This is a genomic window from Streptomyces sp. ADMS (assembly GCF_033441795.1).
Taxonomy (GTDB): domain Bacteria; phylum Actinomycetota; class Actinomycetes; order Streptomycetales; family Streptomycetaceae; genus Streptomyces.
Window position 1 is genome coordinate 94,374 of sequence record NZ_JAVFVX010000004.1, and the last position, 14,775, is coordinate 109,148.

Annotated in this window: 15 protein-coding genes; 12 read left to right on the forward strand and 3 right to left on the reverse strand. The window is 69.8% G+C overall.

Annotated elements, in window-relative coordinates; all coding sequences use genetic code 11:
* Positions 1-24 precede the first annotated feature (24 nt).
* From RB628_RS02955 to RB628_RS02995, 9 genes are all read left to right on the forward strand, one after another.
* A complete protein-coding gene (locus RB628_RS02955; protein ID WP_318318655.1) occupies positions 25-627 on the forward strand; it encodes a riboflavin synthase in 603 nt (200 codons plus the stop codon).
* On the forward strand, positions 624-1,265 hold the full coding sequence (locus RB628_RS02960) for a nicotinamide mononucleotide transporter family protein (RefSeq protein WP_318318656.1): 642 nt from the start codon (positions 624-626) through the stop codon (positions 1,263-1,265). The genes RB628_RS02955 and RB628_RS02960 overlap by 4 nt, the downstream gene beginning before the upstream one ends.
* Entirely contained in the window at positions 1,262-2,605 is a 1,344-nt protein-coding gene (locus RB628_RS02965; protein WP_318318657.1) for a bifunctional 3,4-dihydroxy-2-butanone-4-phosphate synthase/GTP cyclohydrolase II, read from the forward strand. Before RB628_RS02960 ends, RB628_RS02965 begins: the two co-directional genes overlap by 4 nt.
* Before the next feature lie 24 nt (positions 2,606-2,629).
* Entirely contained in the window at positions 2,630-3,136 is a 507-nt protein-coding gene (gene ribH / locus RB628_RS02970; protein WP_318318658.1) for a 6,7-dimethyl-8-ribityllumazine synthase, read from the forward strand.
* A 13-nt stretch (positions 3,137-3,149) separates the two neighbouring features.
* On the forward strand, positions 3,150-3,422 hold the full coding sequence (locus RB628_RS02975; protein ID WP_026249121.1) for a phosphoribosyl-ATP diphosphatase: 273 nt from the start codon (positions 3,150-3,152) through the stop codon (positions 3,420-3,422).
* Positions 3,423-3,487: 65 nt separating this feature from the next.
* Positions 3,488-4,336 (forward strand): ATP phosphoribosyltransferase, encoded by an 849-nt coding sequence (hisG, locus tag RB628_RS02980; RefSeq protein ID WP_318318659.1) that lies wholly within the window; start codon positions 3,488-3,490, stop codon positions 4,334-4,336.
* Positions 4,337-4,382: 46 nt separating this feature from the next.
* On the forward strand, positions 4,383-4,856 hold the full coding sequence (locus tag RB628_RS02985) for a PH domain-containing protein (RefSeq protein ID WP_318318660.1): 474 nt from the start codon (positions 4,383-4,385) through the stop codon (positions 4,854-4,856).
* A gap of 199 nt (positions 4,857-5,055) precedes the next feature.
* Positions 5,056-6,408, forward strand: a complete 1,353-nt coding sequence (locus tag RB628_RS02990) for a hemolysin family protein (protein ID WP_318318661.1) — start codon at positions 5,056-5,058, stop codon at positions 6,406-6,408.
* Positions 6,405-7,490, forward strand: a complete 1,086-nt coding sequence (locus RB628_RS02995; RefSeq protein ID WP_318318662.1) for a hemolysin family protein — start codon at positions 6,405-6,407, stop codon at positions 7,488-7,490. Before RB628_RS02990 ends, RB628_RS02995 begins: the two co-directional genes overlap by 4 nt.
* A 233-nt stretch (positions 7,491-7,723) precedes the next feature.
* Here RB628_RS02995 and RB628_RS03000 read toward each other — a convergent pair whose 3' ends face one another.
* Both RB628_RS03000 and RB628_RS03005 read right to left on the reverse strand, forming a co-directional pair.
* Positions 7,724-9,589 (reverse strand): AAA family ATPase, encoded by a 1,866-nt coding sequence (locus RB628_RS03000; protein WP_318318716.1) that lies wholly within the window; start codon positions 9,587-9,589, stop codon positions 7,724-7,726.
* Positions 9,590-10,017: 428 nt separating this feature from the next.
* Entirely contained in the window at positions 10,018-10,671 is a 654-nt protein-coding gene (locus RB628_RS03005) for a hypothetical protein (protein ID WP_318318663.1), read from the reverse strand.
* A gap of 193 nt (positions 10,672-10,864) precedes the next feature.
* Between RB628_RS03005 and RB628_RS03010 the strand changes: the two genes are divergently transcribed.
* From RB628_RS03010 to RB628_RS03020, 3 genes are all read left to right on the forward strand, one after another.
* The gene (locus RB628_RS03010; protein ID WP_318318664.1) at positions 10,865-12,226 is read left to right on the forward strand and encodes a peptidase C39 family protein; all 1,362 of its coding nucleotides are present in this window, start codon (positions 10,865-10,867) and stop codon (positions 12,224-12,226) included.
* 166 nt (positions 12,227-12,392) lie between these two features.
* Positions 12,393-12,536, forward strand: coding sequence for an SCO1431 family membrane protein (locus RB628_RS03015; protein ID WP_318318665.1), 144 nt, complete (start codon positions 12,393-12,395; stop codon positions 12,534-12,536).
* Positions 12,537-12,718: 182 nt separating this feature from the next.
* Positions 12,719-13,318 (forward strand): TetR/AcrR family transcriptional regulator, encoded by a 600-nt coding sequence (locus RB628_RS03020; RefSeq protein ID WP_318318666.1) that lies wholly within the window; start codon positions 12,719-12,721, stop codon positions 13,316-13,318.
* A gap of 53 nt (positions 13,319-13,371) precedes the next feature.
* On the opposite strand, the gene RB628_RS03025 is transcribed toward RB628_RS03020, so the two are convergent.
* On the reverse strand, positions 13,372-14,625 hold the full coding sequence (locus tag RB628_RS03025) for a glycoside hydrolase family 18 protein (protein WP_318318667.1): 1,254 nt from the start codon (positions 14,623-14,625) through the stop codon (positions 13,372-13,374).
* Between the last annotated feature and the right edge of the window lie 150 nt (positions 14,626-14,775).

The window sequence follows — 14,775 nt, forward strand, 5'->3', positions numbered from 1 at the left end:
GAAGAGGCAGGGAGGACCCGGGAAGTGTTCACCGGAATCGTCGAAGAGCTGGGCCAGGTCACGGCCGTCGAGAACCTCGGCGACGCCTCCCGCTTCCGGCTCCGCGGCCCCGTGGTCACCGAAGGCGCCCGCCATGGTGACTCCATCGCCGTCAACGGCGTGTGTCTCACGGTCGTCGACCACGACGGCGACGAGTTCACCGCCGACGTCATGGCGGAGACCCTCAACCGCTCCAGCCTGGGCGTCCTCACCGTCGGCTCCCGCGTCAACCTCGAACGCCCCATGGCTCTGGGCGCCCGCCTCGGCGGCCACATCGTGCAGGGCCATGTCGACGGCACGGGTACGGTCCTCGAACGCAAGCCGTCCGAGAACTGGGAGATCGTCAAGATCTCGCTCCCCGACGATCTCACCCGCTATGTCGTCGAGAAGGGTTCCATCACCGTCGACGGCATCAGCCTCACCGTCGTGGACGCCGGCCCCGACCACTTCACCGTCAGCCTCATCCCCACCACCCTCGACCTGACCACGCTCGGCCGCAAGCAGCCCGGCGACCCGGTCAACCTCGAGGTCGACGTCATCGCCAAGTACGTCGAGCGGCTGCTCGGGACGCGGGGGGCGGCCAAGTGAACTGGCTGAACAGCGAGGCGTTCACGCTTCTCGACCAGCACATCCTCTGGTCGGACATGACCGGCAACATCTTCGGCCTGGTCGCCCTCGCCCTCGGCTGGCGGCGCTCCATCTGGAGCTGGCCCGTGCAGTTCCTGTCCGGCCTCATCCTCTTCGGCGCGTTCTTCGGACATCTGACCGGCAGCGCGGGCAAACAGGCCGTCGTGATGGTCGTCGCCGTGTACGGCTGGTGGCAGTGGAACCGCAGCAAGGGGCAGGCTGAGGACGGGCACATCGTCCCGCGGTTCGCCACCTGGACCGAGCGCGCGGCCATGGCCTGCGCGGCCGTCGCCGGCACAGTCACGGTGGCCCTGCTCTTCACGGCCTACCCGACCCTGTCCTGGGACCCCTGGCCGGACGCCTACATCTTCGTCGGCACCATCGTCGCCATGTACGCCCAGGCGCGCGGCATGGTCGAGTTCTGGTTCGCCTGGCTCCTCGTCGACCTCGTCGGTGTCCCCCTCAACTTCGCCAACGGCTACGCCTTCTCCGGCTTCGTCTACGTCATCTACGGCGCGCTCGTCCTGTGGGGCATGCGCGACTGGTGGCTGCGCTCCCGCAAGGACACGCGGCCCGCCCTGGAAGGAGCGCCCGCATGACCGTCCTCCCCTCTCCCGCCACCACCCCGGACGAGGCGCTACGCGCCACCTCTTCGGTCCCGCCGGTCCTCTACAGCACGGACAACATCGAGGACTGGTCCCTCGACCCGATCGAGCGGGCCATCGCGGACATCGCCGCAGGCCGCCCGGTCGTGGTCGTGGACGACGAGGACCGGGAGAACGAGGGCGACCTCGTCATCGCCGCCGAGAAGGCGACCCCAGAGATCGTCGCCTTCATGATGAGCGAGTGCCGCGGGCTCATCTGCGCCCCCATGGAAGGCGACGAGCTCGACCGGCTCCGCCTGCCGCAGATGGTCGACGACAACACCGAGTCGATGAAAACCGCCTTCACGGTCTCCGTCGACGCCTCGGCCGCTCACGGTGTGAGCACCGGTATCTCGGCCTCCGACCGGGCCACCACACTGCAGCTCCTCGCGAGCGGCGCCGCCGACGCCGCCGACTTCGTCCGCCCCGGCCACATCTTCCCGCTGCGCGCCAGGCCCGGCGGCGTGCTGGTCCGTAACGGCCACACCGAGGCCGCCGTGGACCTCGCCCGCCTCGCGGGGCTGCGCCCGGCCGGGGCGATCGTCGAGATCGCCGGCGAGGACGGCCGTATGCTGCGCCTGCCCGAACTGATCCCCTTCGCCCGCAAGCACGGCCTGACGATCATCTCCATCGAGGACCTGGTCGCCTACCGCAAGAGCGCCGAACCCACCGTCCGCCGCGAGGCCGAGACCCAACTACCCACCCGCCACGGCACGTTCACGGCATACGGCTACCGCTCCACCGTCGACGGCGTCGAGCACGTCGCCCTCGTGCACGGCGAGGTAGGTACGGGCGAGGACGTTCTGGTCCGCGTCCACTCCGAATGCCTCACCGGCGACGTCTTCCACTCCCTGCGCTGCGACTGCGGTCCCCAGCTGGAGACCTCCCTGGAACGCATCCGGGACGAGGGCAGGGGAGTGGTCGTCTATCTGCGCGGCCACGAGGGACGCGGCATCGGCCTGTTGTCCAAACTCCGGGCGTACGAGCTCCAGGAGCAGGGCCGCGACACCCTCGACGCCAACCTGGAACTCGGTCTGCCCGCCGACGCCCGGGACTATGGCGCCGGCGCGCAGATACTCCAGGACCTCGGCGTCCGCAGCGTGCGCCTGATGACGAACAACCCCGACAAGACCGACGCGCTCGTCCGCCACGGCCTCAAGGTCGCCGGCCGCGAACCGATGCCCGTACAGGCGGGCGAGCACAACCTCACCTACCTGCGCACCAAGCGGGACCGGATGGGACACGACCTGCCCTGGCTGGACGCGGCCCCCGTGTCCCCCTGCGGCAACCAGTAAAGATCACTGAGGAGAGACGAGAACGTGAGCGGCAAGGGTGCACCCGAACTGTCCGTACGCAACTGCGGTGACCTGCGCGTCGCCGTCATCGCGGCCCAGTGGCACGAGAAGGTGATGGACGGTCTGGTGGACGGCGCCCTGCGCGCCCTGCACGACCTGGGCATCGACGAGCCGACCCTGCTCAGGGTTCCCGGCAGCTGGGAACTCCCGGTCGTCGCCAAGGTCCTGGCCGGGCGGGGCTACGACGCGATCGTCGCGCTCGGGGTCGTCATCCGGGGCGGCACTCCCCACTTCGAGTACGTGTGCCAGGGCGTCACCCAGGGCCTCACCCAGGTTTCGGTCGACACCGGCGTCCCGATCGGCATGGGCGTGCTGACCTGCGACACCGAGGAACAGGCCCTCGACCGCGCGGGCATCGAGGGCTCCAACGAGGACAAGGGGCACGAGGCGGTGACGGCGGCCGTCGCGACGGCGGCCACCCTCCGCTCAGTATCTGAACCGTGGCGTCAGGCCGGGCGGCACAACGCGTAAAGTGGGCGCCACCATGTCCAAGAAGACGTTCGAGGAGCTCTTCACCGAGCTCCAGCACAAGGCCGCCACGGGCGATCCCGCCACCTCCCGCACCGCAGAGCTGGTCGGCAAGGGCGTCCATGCCATCGGCAAGAAGGTCGTAGAAGAGGCCGCCGAGGTATGGATGGCCGCCGAGTACGAGGGGAAGGAAGCAGCCGCCGAGGAGATCTCGCAGCTGCTCTACCACGTCCAGGTGATGATGGTCGCCCGCGGAATCTCGCTGGACGACGTGTACGCCCACCTGTAAGTCCCGCCCGACCGGTGCACTCCACCGTCACGTTGCACGCATCTCACGCAAAGGAAGCCGACCTCATGCTGCGCATCGCCGTCCCCAATAAGGGTTCCCTGTCAGGCCCTGCGGCGGAGATGCTGCATGAGGCCGGCTACCAGCAGCGCCGGGAGGCCAAGGAACTGCGGATCGTCGACCCGGAGAACGAGGTCGAGTTCTTCTACCTCCGCCCCCGCGACATCGCGATCTACGTCTCCTCCGGCCGCCTCGACATCGGCATCACCGGCCGCGACCTGCTCATCGACTCCGGGGCCAACGCCGAGGAGATCCTCCCGCTCGGCTTCGCCCGCTCCACCTTCCGCTTCGCCGGCAAGCCCGGCACGGCGGCCGGCATCGGGGACCTGGGCGGCATGACCGTGGCCACCTCCTACGAGGGAATCGTCGCCAAGCACCTCGCCGACCACGGCGTCGACGCCTCCGTCGTGCACCTGGACGGCGCCGTCGAGACCGCCATCGAGCTGGGCGTCGCCGAGGTCATCGCGGACGTCGTCGAGACCGGCACCTCGATGCGCAACGCAGGTCTCGAGGTCTTCGGTGAGCCCATCATGAAGTCCGAGGCGATCGTCGTCCGCCGGGTCGGAGCGGAGGCCGAGGAGCCCAAGGTGCAGCAGTTCCTGCGCCGTCTCCAGGGCGTCCTGGTGGCCCGGACGTACGTGATGATGGACTACGACTGCAGGGTCGAGCAGCTGGAGAAGGCCGTCGCCCTGACACCCGGTCTGGAGTCGCCGACCGTCTCGCCGCTGCACAACGAGGGCTGGGTCGCCGTCCGTGCGATGGTCCCCGCCAAGGAGGCCCAGCGGATCATGGACGATCTGTACGACCTCGGCGCGCGGGCCATCCTGACCACGGCCATCCACGCCTGCCGCCTCTGAGGCAGGGCAAGCGACAGACACCGTGAGCGACAGGGACCGTACACCGATGCAGGATCCGCCCACCGCACCCGTTCCGCCCGCGCTGCCCGTCACTTTCCGGCCGGGCCGCACCCGGGCCGTGCTGGTCACCGCGGGTGTCGCGATCTTCGTCGTCATCACGACGATCGCGATGCTCCTGGAGAACCTCAGCCCCGGGGAGCGCCTCAGCTTCGTCTTCACCGGCGTGCTGCTGGCCTCCGTACTCCTGCTGCTGTCCCGGCCGAAGGTGGTCGCCGACGAGGCCGGAGTCACCGTCGTCAACATCGCGAGCAAACGGCGCCTGGACTGGGCGGAGATCCTCCGGGTGAACCTCCGTCCGGGCGACCCCTGGGTGTTCCTCGACCTCAGCGACGGTACGAGTCTGCCCGCGCTCGGCATCCAGCCCGGCATCGCCAAACAGCGCGCCATCGCGGACGCGCGCACCCTGCGGGCGCTCACCGAGGCGCGGTCCGCAAGCGGCCCCGAGCAGGCTCAGGGCTGACTCAGGGGCCGTCCACTCTGCCGCACAGGCCCGTGTCTTGATTAATCTGTTGGCGGAGGCGTTTTCGTGCGCCTCCGCCGCTGATGCTCCCCCCGGTCTTCAGAGGCCCCCTGCTACCCGAGGAGTGACTCCCTCCAGCGATGGACGGATCGTCCTGTAGTACCTGCGCCGCCCCCTTCCGGCATATCGAGGCGGCGGCATGACCATCCCCCTGCTGCTCCTTGCTGCGGCATTCCTGCTGATCCTGGCCAACGGCTTCTTCGTGGCCGCCGAGTTCGGCCTCGTCACGGTCGAGCGGCCGGACGCCGAGAAGGCCGCCGCCGAGGGCGACCGACGGGCCCGTACGGTCGTCGAATCCCTCAAGGAGCTGTCCTTCCAGCTCTCCGGCACCCAGCTCGGCATCACCATCACCTCCCTCGTCGTCGGCATGCTCGCCGAACCGGCGCTCGCGGAGCTGCTGCACGGCCCGTTCACCGCGATCGGCCTGCCCCAGGGGGCCGTCCCGAGCGTCTCGGTGATCGTCGGCATGCTGCTGGCCTCGGCCGTGCAGATGGTGATCGGCGAACTCGTCCCCAAGAACTGGGCGGTCTCCAGGCCGATGCAGGTCGCGCGCTTCGTAGCCGGCCCGCAGCACGCCTTCTCCCGTCTCTTCCGTCCGGTGATCGCGGGACTCAACGCGGTGGCCAACCGGCTGGTCCGCGCCCTGGGCGTAGAACCCACCGCGGAACTGGCCTCGGCCCGCACCCCCGGCGAACTGGTCTCCCTCGCCCGGCACTCGGCCCGGGCCGGTGCGCTGGAACAGGACACCGCGGACCTCTTCGTACGGACGCTGTCGCTGGGCGAGCTGACCGCGCAGCACGTCATGACACCACGCGTGCGGGTCAGCTCTCTGCAGTCGTCGGCCACCGCCGAGGACGTCGTCAACCTGACCCGGGCCACCGGCCTGTCCCGCTTCCCCGTGTACCGGGAGCGGATCGACGAGATCGTCGGCATGGTCCATCTCAAGGACGCCCTCGCGGTACCCGCGGGGGACCGGCTGCGCACACCGGTCGGCCGGATCGCCCAGTCGCCGCTGCTGGTACCCGAGACGCTCCCCGTCCAGCCGCTGCTCGAACTGCTGCGCAGCCAGCAGCCCATCGCCGTCGTCGTCGACGAATACGGCGGTACGGCGGGCGTGGTCACGCTGGAGGACATCGTCGAGGAACTCGTCGGCGAGGTCCGCGACGAACACGACGACGTGCTCAACGAACCGGCCGAACTCGCCGCCGCGCCACCCGAGGACGGCCGCCCCGCCTGGGACGCCGACGGCAGCTGCCGGGTCGACATCCTCCAGCGCATAGGCCTCGACGTGCCCGAGGGCCCGTACGAGACGGTCGCCGGCCTCGTCGCCGACCTGCTGGGCCGCATCCCGGTCCCCGGCGACAGCGCCGAACTGCCGGGCTGGCGCCTCTCGGTCCGCCAGGTCGGCCACTACCGGGCCGAGCGGGTACGCCTGATCAGGACAGAGGGCGGCAAACAGATGGCGGACCTCGTGACGGAGGCGGCCCGATGAGCGTGCTCCAACTCCTCTTCGCTCTTCTCCTCGTGATCGCCAACGGCTTCTTCGTGGGCGCCGAGTTCGCCCTCGTCTCCGTCCGCCGCAGCCAGATCGAACCGCTCGGCACGGCGCGGGCCCGCCAGGTGCTCTACGGCCTGGAACGGCTGCCGCAGATGATGGCCGCGGCCCAGTTCGGCATCACCGTCTGTTCGCTCACTCTGGGCGCGGTCGCCGAACCGACCGTGGCCCACCTGCTGGAACCGGTTTTCGAGGCGGCACACCTGCCCGAGGGCATGATCCACCCGCTGGGCTATGTCATCGCGCTCACCGTCGTGGTCTTCCTCCACCTGGTCATCGGCGAGATGCTTCCGAAGAACCTGGCGATGGCGGCGCCCGAGAAGACCGCGCTGTGGCTGAGCCCGGGACTGGTCGCCTTCGCCCGCCTGTGCAGGCCGGTCACGGTCGGCCTGGGCGCCTGTGCCCGACTCGTCCTGAAGCTCTTCGGCGTCGAGCCCAGGGACGAGGTCGAGGCGGTCTTCACCAGCGAACAGCTCAACCGCCTGGTGGAGGATGCCGGCCAGGCCGGGCTGCTCGACCCCGGAGAGCAGGAACGCCTGGAGGACGCGCTGGAACTGGGCTCCCGCCCGGTCACCGACGTCCTCCTCGACCGCGAGTCACTGGTGGCGGTGGGCCCGTCGGTCACCCCGGGCCAGGTCGTCGCGCTGACCGCCCGCACCGGATACTCCCGCTTCCCGGTGGTGGCGGACAACGGCGCCTTCATGGGCTACCTCCATGTGAAGGACGTACTGGACCTGGAGGACTCGGAACGGGCGGTGCCGCAGCACATCTGGCGCTCCATGACGACGCTGCGCTCCGAACTCCCGCTGGACGACGCGCTGACCGTGATGCGCCGGGCGGCGACGCACCTGGCCCAGGTGGCGGACGCGTCGGGCCGGGTCATCGGCCTGGTCGCGATGGAGGACGTACTGGAACTCCTGGTGGGCGAGGTACGGGACCCGGCCCACCGTCAGCCACCGCCGATGTCCAGGATGACGGAGCCCAGGGCGGAGACCCACGAGGAGGCGCTGGCAAGCTGAGCGCTCCGCTGGACGTGCGGTTCGTCCTCCAGCGGGCTGGTGGGGGCTGGTCGCGCAGTTCGCCGCGCCCCTGAAGGGGCCTTGAGGGGCACGCCCGCCCGCCTGGCTGTGAGTATGCGTGCCGCCAGGGGCGGCGCCCGTCCCACCGAGAGCGCCACTCAGTACAGCGGCGGGCTGCGCGACCACCGCTCATCACCGGCACCGGGCGCCGAACTCAAGGCGCCCGGTCCTGGTCAGGGGAGCGACGGGTCCTGCGGACCCCGCCCCGACAGAACCTCCCCGTACGCCTGCATAAGATCAGGCAGCCGCAATGTCGACAAGTCGTCCCGGGTCAACATCCCCGGATACACCGACAGCCGGAGATCCCGATACGCACAGCTCTTCTCGTACAGCGTCCGCAGGAACCGGCCGTTGCCCAGCTCGTCGATCCACCCCTGGTCCACGACATGCCCGGCGATCGACCGCAGCTCGTCCAGCGCCTCCTCGTCCCACACGTCACCGTTCTCGGCAGCCAGCACCTCGCCGATGGACGTGAGTTCCAGTGGGCGGTACGAGGGGAAGTCGACGCGGGTCGTGAAGCGGGACGACAGCCCGGGGTTGGCGGCGAGGAGCCGGTCCATGCCCTCGGGGTAGCCGGCCAGGATCACCACCAGATGGTCCCGGTTGTCCTCGGCCCGCTTCAGCAGCACCTGCAACGCCTCGTCGCCGTACGCATCGCCCTTGCCGTAACCGGAGTTGGAGAGCGAGTACGCCTCGTCGACGAAGAGGACACCCCCGATCGCGGAGTCGATCAGCTCGTTGGCCTTCACCGCGGTCTGGCCGAGATACTCGCCGACCAGGTCCGCCCGCTGCGCCTCGACCAGATGGTCGCCGCCGAGCAGCCCGAGGGCGTAGAACACCCGGCCGAGGATGCGCGCCACCGTTGTCTTGCCGGTGCCGGACGGGCCCGAGAAGACGAAGTGCCGCTTCGGAGGCTGAACCGGCAGCCCCTGCCCCGCCCTGAGCCGCGCCATGTTCAACTGGGCGGAGAGCGCCTTCACCTGGCGCTTCACCGGTTCCAGGCCCACCATGCGCTCCAGCTCGGCCAGCGCCTCTTCGAGCAGCCCGGGGTCGGTCGGACCGGTCGGCAGCGGCTGCGCCGGGAGGGCGGCCTTCTCGCGCACCGAGTCGGTCGCGGACGGCAACGGAGCGCCGGGCGGCGGGAGTTCGGGCTCCGACAGCTTCAGATCACGGCCCTCGCCGCCGAACAGGGGATCGATGCCGTCCGGGCTCTCCAGCAGCTCCTGCCCGATCCCGCTGAGCGTGATCGCCGCGAGGTCGGCCGCCTCGTCGTACCCGTCGCCCTCGGAGATCGCGGCTAGCCGCGCCGAGGTGTCCATGAAGGCGGCGTCCACGCGGTGCACGGCCCGGTAGAGGGGGAGGGCCGCGGCGGAGCGGCCGGTACCCTCGTGGGCCCGCGCCAGCCAGTACCGCAGCTCCTTGCGCTGTGGCTGCTCGCTGCGACAGCGCATCAGCGCGGCCGACAGCAGCGGCTCGGCCTGGCCGTACATCTCCAGGCGGACCCGTGCCATGCCGCCGAACAGACCCGCCTCGATGCCCAGCATGGCGTCGTTGATCAACGGGTCGGTGTGCCGGACCAGTTGCTCCCAGTCCTTGACGAGGTAGGCGCGGCACGCGTGCAGGAAACGGACCTGCGGGTCGGTGTCCACCGGCGCCAGACCTGCCAGCGCCCGGTCCAGTTCCGGCACATGGCGGCCGTCCAGCCAGTGCGAGGCGTGCGCGAGCAGCAGATCGCGCGGGCTTTCGAGTACGGGCTGCACCCACCAGCCCAGCCAGTACCAGGAGTTGAGGGTCCGGCGGTGGCGGGAACGCTGCTCACCGAAGCGCTCCCGGTGCCGGAACATCCGTAGCAGCGCGGTCGTCGTGTCGACGCGCAGCGCATGCAGTCCGAGCCAGCCGTCGGCCATCCCGGGATCCATCCGCACCGCGGTGCGGAACTCCTCCTCCGCCTGTGGATAGGCGCCCATCGTGTAGGCGTCCACACCTCGCAGCCAGGCGAGGTCGGCCGGGGCCTCGGGGCCCTGCGTGCCGAAGTCCATCACGTCCCCCACAAACCGTGCCCCCGATTGCCTCTCCGACGGGCCGGTGCCCGTCGGCAGCTTGTCGAACCGCTGTGCCGCGGACGGGAGTTGCAACGGTGCGCAGAGCAGCCGTCCGAGTCGCACCGAGGGCATCGTACCTGCGCCGCACGTGCCCGCAGCAGGGTGCCGCACGGGCCGTTTGACGAGGTGGGAGCAGATGGGGCGCACACGGCGCGGTCACGCAGGGTGAACGGATCGCGCCTCTTGGCGGCCGGGAAACCGACTGCGGGCAGAACGAAGCCCCCGATCACGGGGGAACAACCGGGGGCTTCGCGACTGCGGGCGGCTCGAACGGCCGCTCATTGAGAACGTAAGACCTGTACGGCCCGACGGTCAAGCCGAGTTGAAGCACTCAGGCCGGTTGAACGACTAGCGTCTTCACAAGTTCAGCACACAGCGGACGGCCCGTCGCGGTGAGTGACATTCTGGTCTGATCCAACGGTCCCGGCAGGCCCCGGCAGTACCTCGTACCCCTTGCCGCACTGCCGTACCAACAGGTCGGCGAACGGACGCGAGGGGTCCGCGGCGAAGTGCCGACGTTCCGCGTCGACCCAACCGGCCCAGAACTCGCTCTGTTCCACCCCGTCCCGCAACCGCCCGCGCGCCCATGCCTCCTCGCCGGCCAGTTCCATCCACAGCAGCCGCGCCAGAAACGGCCGTACCGCCCGACGTCCGGCGCCGACCCCCTCCATCAGCACCACGGGCGCGGCCGGCATCGTCCGGGGTGGTCCGAAGCGCCGGGACGCCCAGTCATAGGGCGTGTAGGAAGCGCTCTCGCCGTACCGCAGCGGTTCGATCACCTGGCTGACAAGGCGCCGGGTCCAGTCGAACGGCTCGTCGTGGGTGGCGATGTCGTCCAGGTGCAGTACGGGTGCCCCGCCGAGAGCCGCGGCCAGCCGGCCGGTGAACGTGGTCTTCCCGGACCCGGCGTGCCCGTCGACGGCGATCAGCCGGACGGGGCCGCAGGAGGGCGGCAGGCGGTGCAGGGTGTGTGCGAGGTCGTCGATGGCGGTTCCCGGAGGGCGATGGGATTCGGACATATTGCCAGGGGCATTCTAGGGACCGGCCGGACGCCGCCGTCGCCCGTGCCCCAGGTCACGCCAATGGTCAAGACCAATATTCCTGGGCGTGGCACGGCCCGTAGTGCTGGCAGGAGCAGGTCACCGGCCGCCATAGTGGGCGCACAGCCGTGCACCGTCCCGCCCGCCTAGGACACCCGGGGGTCACCCGCCCATGAGCAGAGCCGAAGAGCCGTCCCGCAGAACCGTTCTCACCGCGGCGGTCGCCGCCGTAGCGGGCAGCGCCGGCCCGGCCGCCGCGGACACCCTGGTGGCGACCGGCCGCGAGGTCGAGGCCGGCCCCTCCCGCCCCGTGGACAACCGCGCGTGGATCTCGTACGCGGACTGGTGCGCGGCCACGGTCAAGGGCGCCCGTGCCGTCGCCGGCGCGCGGCCAGGGGTCGTGATCGGCACTCCGGCCGGCACGGTCGACTACACCGATCCGCACACCGGTACGACGGCGGCCTGGGAGTACGCGACCTGGACGTCCCCCGTACACCGGCTCACGGTGCCCTCCACCGAGGTCATCGCCTCCTGGAACGCGCGCACCCCGGCCGGCACCTGGATCCAGGTCGAGCTGACCGGCACGTACTCCGACGGCACCGCCACACCCTGGTACGTGATGGGCCGCTGGGCCTCCGGTGACCAGGACATCAGGCGGACCTCCGTCGACGATCAGACCGACGACAGGAGCACGGTCTGGACCGACACCTTCGCCATCGACGCCCCGGCCACGGGCCTGCGCCTGGTCTCGTACCGGCTGCGGCTGACCCTCCACCGAAGGCCCGGCACCACCGCCACGCCCACGGTCTGGCGGGTCGGCGCGATGGGCTCGGACGTACCGGACCGCTTCACCGTCCCCGCCTCGGCACCCGGCCCGGCCAGGGAACTGATCGTCCCGCGCTACTCGCAGGAGATCCACACCGGCCAGTACCCCGAGTACGACAACGGCGGCGAAGCCTGGTGCAGCCCCACCTCCTCGCAGATGGTCATCGAGTACTGGGGACGAAAGCCCACGGCGGCACAACTGGCCTGGGTCGACCCGGCCTACGCCGACCCGCAGGTGTGCCATGCGGCCCGCTTCACCTATGACTTCCAGTACGGCGGCTGCGGCAACTGGCCCTTCAACTCGGCCTACGCGGCGACCTACAAGGACCTCCAGGGCGTGGTCACCCGGCTCGGCTCGCTCACCGACCTGGAGACGCTGATCGCGGCCGGCATCCCGGTCATAACGTCCCAGTCGTTCCTGAAGGCCGAGCTGACAGGGGCGGGCTACGGCACCTCGGGCCACCTGATGACGGTGATCGGTTTCACCGCCGACGGCGACGTGATCGCCAACGATCCGTTCTCGGCGACCAACGAGGCCGTGCGCCGGGTCTATCCGCGGCGTGAGTTCGAGAACATCTGGCTGCGGACCAAGCGGTACAACGCCGGCGGCAAGGTCGTGGGCGGCACTGGTGGCGTCTGCTACCTGTACTTTCCGGCGAAGCCGACCGCCGCTCAGCTCGCGGCGCTCGCGGCGGTGGGGGTGCGCTGAGCCGAGGGGAACGCGTGACGGTGTGAGGCGGCCCACCCGGGAGACCGGGGGCCACCCGTATTCCGGTCGGGTGTGACCAACGTCTCCGCCGCGAAAGCCCCGATGAATGGCAAGGTGGACAGAACGGTGGGGGGAGTCCATCGCACATCGAACCCAGCGAGATGCCATGACCGCGAGCATTGCCGCAGCCCCCGCCCGCACGCGTACCGGCGGTCCCCAGGAGGACGGCCCGAAGATCTTCGAGCACGTCATGGGCTGGACCTTTGTGGTCGTGGTCGCCATGTTCGTGGTCCAGCTCGGTTTGCTCTGAACCGGTGCGATCCGCCCTGAACCGGGTGCCCGTACTGTCGATCAGAGTCGAACGTGCAGGTGGCTCCGGTCTGCCATACTTCGGATGTCCCGCCCGCAGTTGGAGACCAGGGCCCCGAATTGAACAGTAGTAGCCGACAGCCTGCCGCCGAACGCCCACGGTCGCGCGGAACCGACCGCTCCATGGCGCGTCGCGCCGAACTCATCGCCATCGGACGGAAGTTGTTCGCCGACCGGTCGTACGACGCACTGTCCATGGACGACATCGCACGTCAGGCGCAGGTCGCGAAGGGGCTGATCTACTACTACTTCCAGTCCAAACGTGGCTACTACCTGGCCATCGTCGAGGATTCGGTCACCGACCTGGTCACCTTCGCCTCCAGCGGCCTCGACCATGCTCCCGTGGACCGGGTGCACCGCACGATCGACTGCTATCTGCGCTTCGCCGAGCACAACCAGGCCGCCTACCGCACCATCGTCAGCGGCGGCGTCGGCTTCGACGCCGAGGTGCACGCCATCCGGGACGGAGTACGCGAGGCGATCGTCGCGACCATCGCCGAAGGCGCGTACGGCAGACAGGACATCGACCCGCTGGCCCGCATGGGCCTGTTCGGCTGGGTGTGCAGCGTCGAGGGCGCCACCCTCGACTGGATCGACCGCCCCGAGCTCCCCCGCGACACCATGCGCGAACTGCTCGTGAAGATGCTGGGCGGCGCGCTGCGCGCCATCGAGGAACTCGACCCGACATATGTGGCACCGGAGCCGGCCCGCCGGGACAACTGACGGCAGAGGGGCGAAGGCTCGTGGCCCTCGCCCCAACTGCCCTCCGGGTGGCCCTACTTGATGGCCCTGATCAGCTCACCGTTCGCTGTGTCGCCGCTCAGCTCCCAGAAGAACGTGCCGCCCAGGCCCTGCTGGTTCTTGTACGCCATCTTCGTTCCGATGGTCGCCGGGGTGTCGTAACTCCACCAGTCGCTTCCGCACTTGGCGTACGCCGTCCCGCCGACGGTGCCGGTTGCGGGGCACTTGGACTTCAGTACCTTGTAGTCCTCGAAGCCCGCCTCGTACGTACCCGCGGCAGGGCCGGTCGCCGTGCCGCCGGGCGCCGACTGGGTGACACCGGTCCAGCCGCGCCCGTAGAAACCGATGCCGAGCAGCAGCTTCGAGGCCGGGATGCCGAGACCCTTGAGCTTCGCGATGGTCGCCGAGGTGTGGTTACCGGCCTGCGGGATACCGGGGTACGAGTTCAGCGCCGAGTGCGGTGCCGTGGGCCCGGTCGCCGCCCAGGCGCCGAAGTAGTCGTACGTCATAGGGTTGTACCAGTCGACGTACTTGGCGGCGCCCGCGTAGTCCGCCGCGTCGATCTTGCCGCCGGGGGTGGCGTCGGCGGTGATCGCCGCCGTGACCAGGTTGCCGGAGCCGAACTTCGCGCGCAGCGCCGCCATCACGTTCTTGAAGGCCGTCCTGCCGCTGGTGTCACACGTGTTGCCGCAGGCGTTCGGATACTCCCAGTCGATGTCGATGCCGTCGAACACGTCGGCCCACCGGGAGTTCTCGACCAGGTCGTAGCAGGACCGGGCGAACGCGGCCGGGTTCTGAGCGGCCTCGCCGAAACCGCTCGACCAGGTCCAACCGCCGAACGACCAGAGGACCTTGAGGTTCGGATGCTTCTTCTTCAGCTCGCGCAGCTGGTTGAAGTTGCCGCGCAGCGACTGGCTCGCGGTGTCGGCGACCCCGTCCACCGACTCGGCGGCGGTGTACGCCCGGCCGGTCGCCGCGTCGGTGTCGCCCATCGCGCATTTGCCGCCGGTGACGTTGCCGAAGGCGTAGTTGATGTGGGTCAGCCGGGCGGCCGAGCCGGATGTCCCGATGTTCTTGACGTAGTACTTGCGGTCGTAGGTGCCCCATTCGGTGAAGTAGCCGAGGACCTTGGAACCAGCGGCTTTCGGGACGGGTTTCGCGGCGGCCTTCGGGGGTGTCGGCGCGGCGGTCGCGGTGCCGGCGCCGGCCAGGAGTCCGGCGCCGAGAACGGCACAACACGCGGCGGACACAAGCGTCTTGAAGTGGCGGGGGAGATGCGGTCGGTGCATGGAGCTGTCTCCTCGGGAGGGAGGGGAGCGTGGGGGAGGTGGTGTCGGGAACCGAGGGCACAGTAAGAGGACTAGACCAGTGCGGTCAATGGTTCGGACCAATTTCCGGCCGAGGCCGGTGCCCCGGAGATGTGATCGAATAAACGCTCG

What these genes read in the sequence shown, in the direction of transcription:
- RB628_RS02965 (WP_318318657.1), top strand. Translation starts at nt 1,262, where the DNA reads ATGACCGTCCTCCCCTCTCCCGCCACCACCCCGGACGAGGCGCTACGC.
- RB628_RS02975 (WP_026249121.1), top strand. Translation starts at nt 3,150, where the DNA reads ATGTCCAAGAAGACGTTCGAGGAGCTCTTCACCGAGCTCCAGCACAAG.
- hisG (WP_318318659.1), top strand. Translation starts at nt 3,488, where the DNA reads ATGCTGCGCATCGCCGTCCCCAATAAGGGTTCCCTGTCAGGCCCTGCG.
- RB628_RS02985 (WP_318318660.1), top strand. Translation starts at nt 4,383, where the DNA reads ATGCAGGATCCGCCCACCGCACCCGTTCCGCCCGCGCTGCCCGTCACT.
- RB628_RS02990 (WP_318318661.1), top strand. Translation starts at nt 5,056, where the DNA reads ATGACCATCCCCCTGCTGCTCCTTGCTGCGGCATTCCTGCTGATCCTG.
- RB628_RS02995 (WP_318318662.1), top strand. Translation starts at nt 6,405, where the DNA reads ATGAGCGTGCTCCAACTCCTCTTCGCTCTTCTCCTCGTGATCGCCAAC.
- RB628_RS03000 (WP_318318716.1), bottom strand. Translation starts at nt 9,589, where the DNA reads ATGGACTTCGGCACGCAGGGCCCCGAGGCCCCGGCCGACCTCGCCTGG.
- RB628_RS03005 (WP_318318663.1), bottom strand. Translation starts at nt 10,671, where the DNA reads ATGTCCGAATCCCATCGCCCTCCGGGAACCGCCATCGACGACCTCGCA.
- RB628_RS03010 (WP_318318664.1), top strand. Translation starts at nt 10,865, where the DNA reads ATGAGCAGAGCCGAAGAGCCGTCCCGCAGAACCGTTCTCACCGCGGCG.
- RB628_RS03015 (WP_318318665.1), top strand. Translation starts at nt 12,393, where the DNA reads ATGACCGCGAGCATTGCCGCAGCCCCCGCCCGCACGCGTACCGGCGGT.
- RB628_RS03020 (WP_318318666.1), top strand. Translation starts at nt 12,719, where the DNA reads ATGGCGCGTCGCGCCGAACTCATCGCCATCGGACGGAAGTTGTTCGCC.
- RB628_RS03025 (WP_318318667.1), bottom strand. Translation starts at nt 14,625, where the DNA reads ATGCACCGACCGCATCTCCCCCGCCACTTCAAGACGCTTGTGTCCGCC.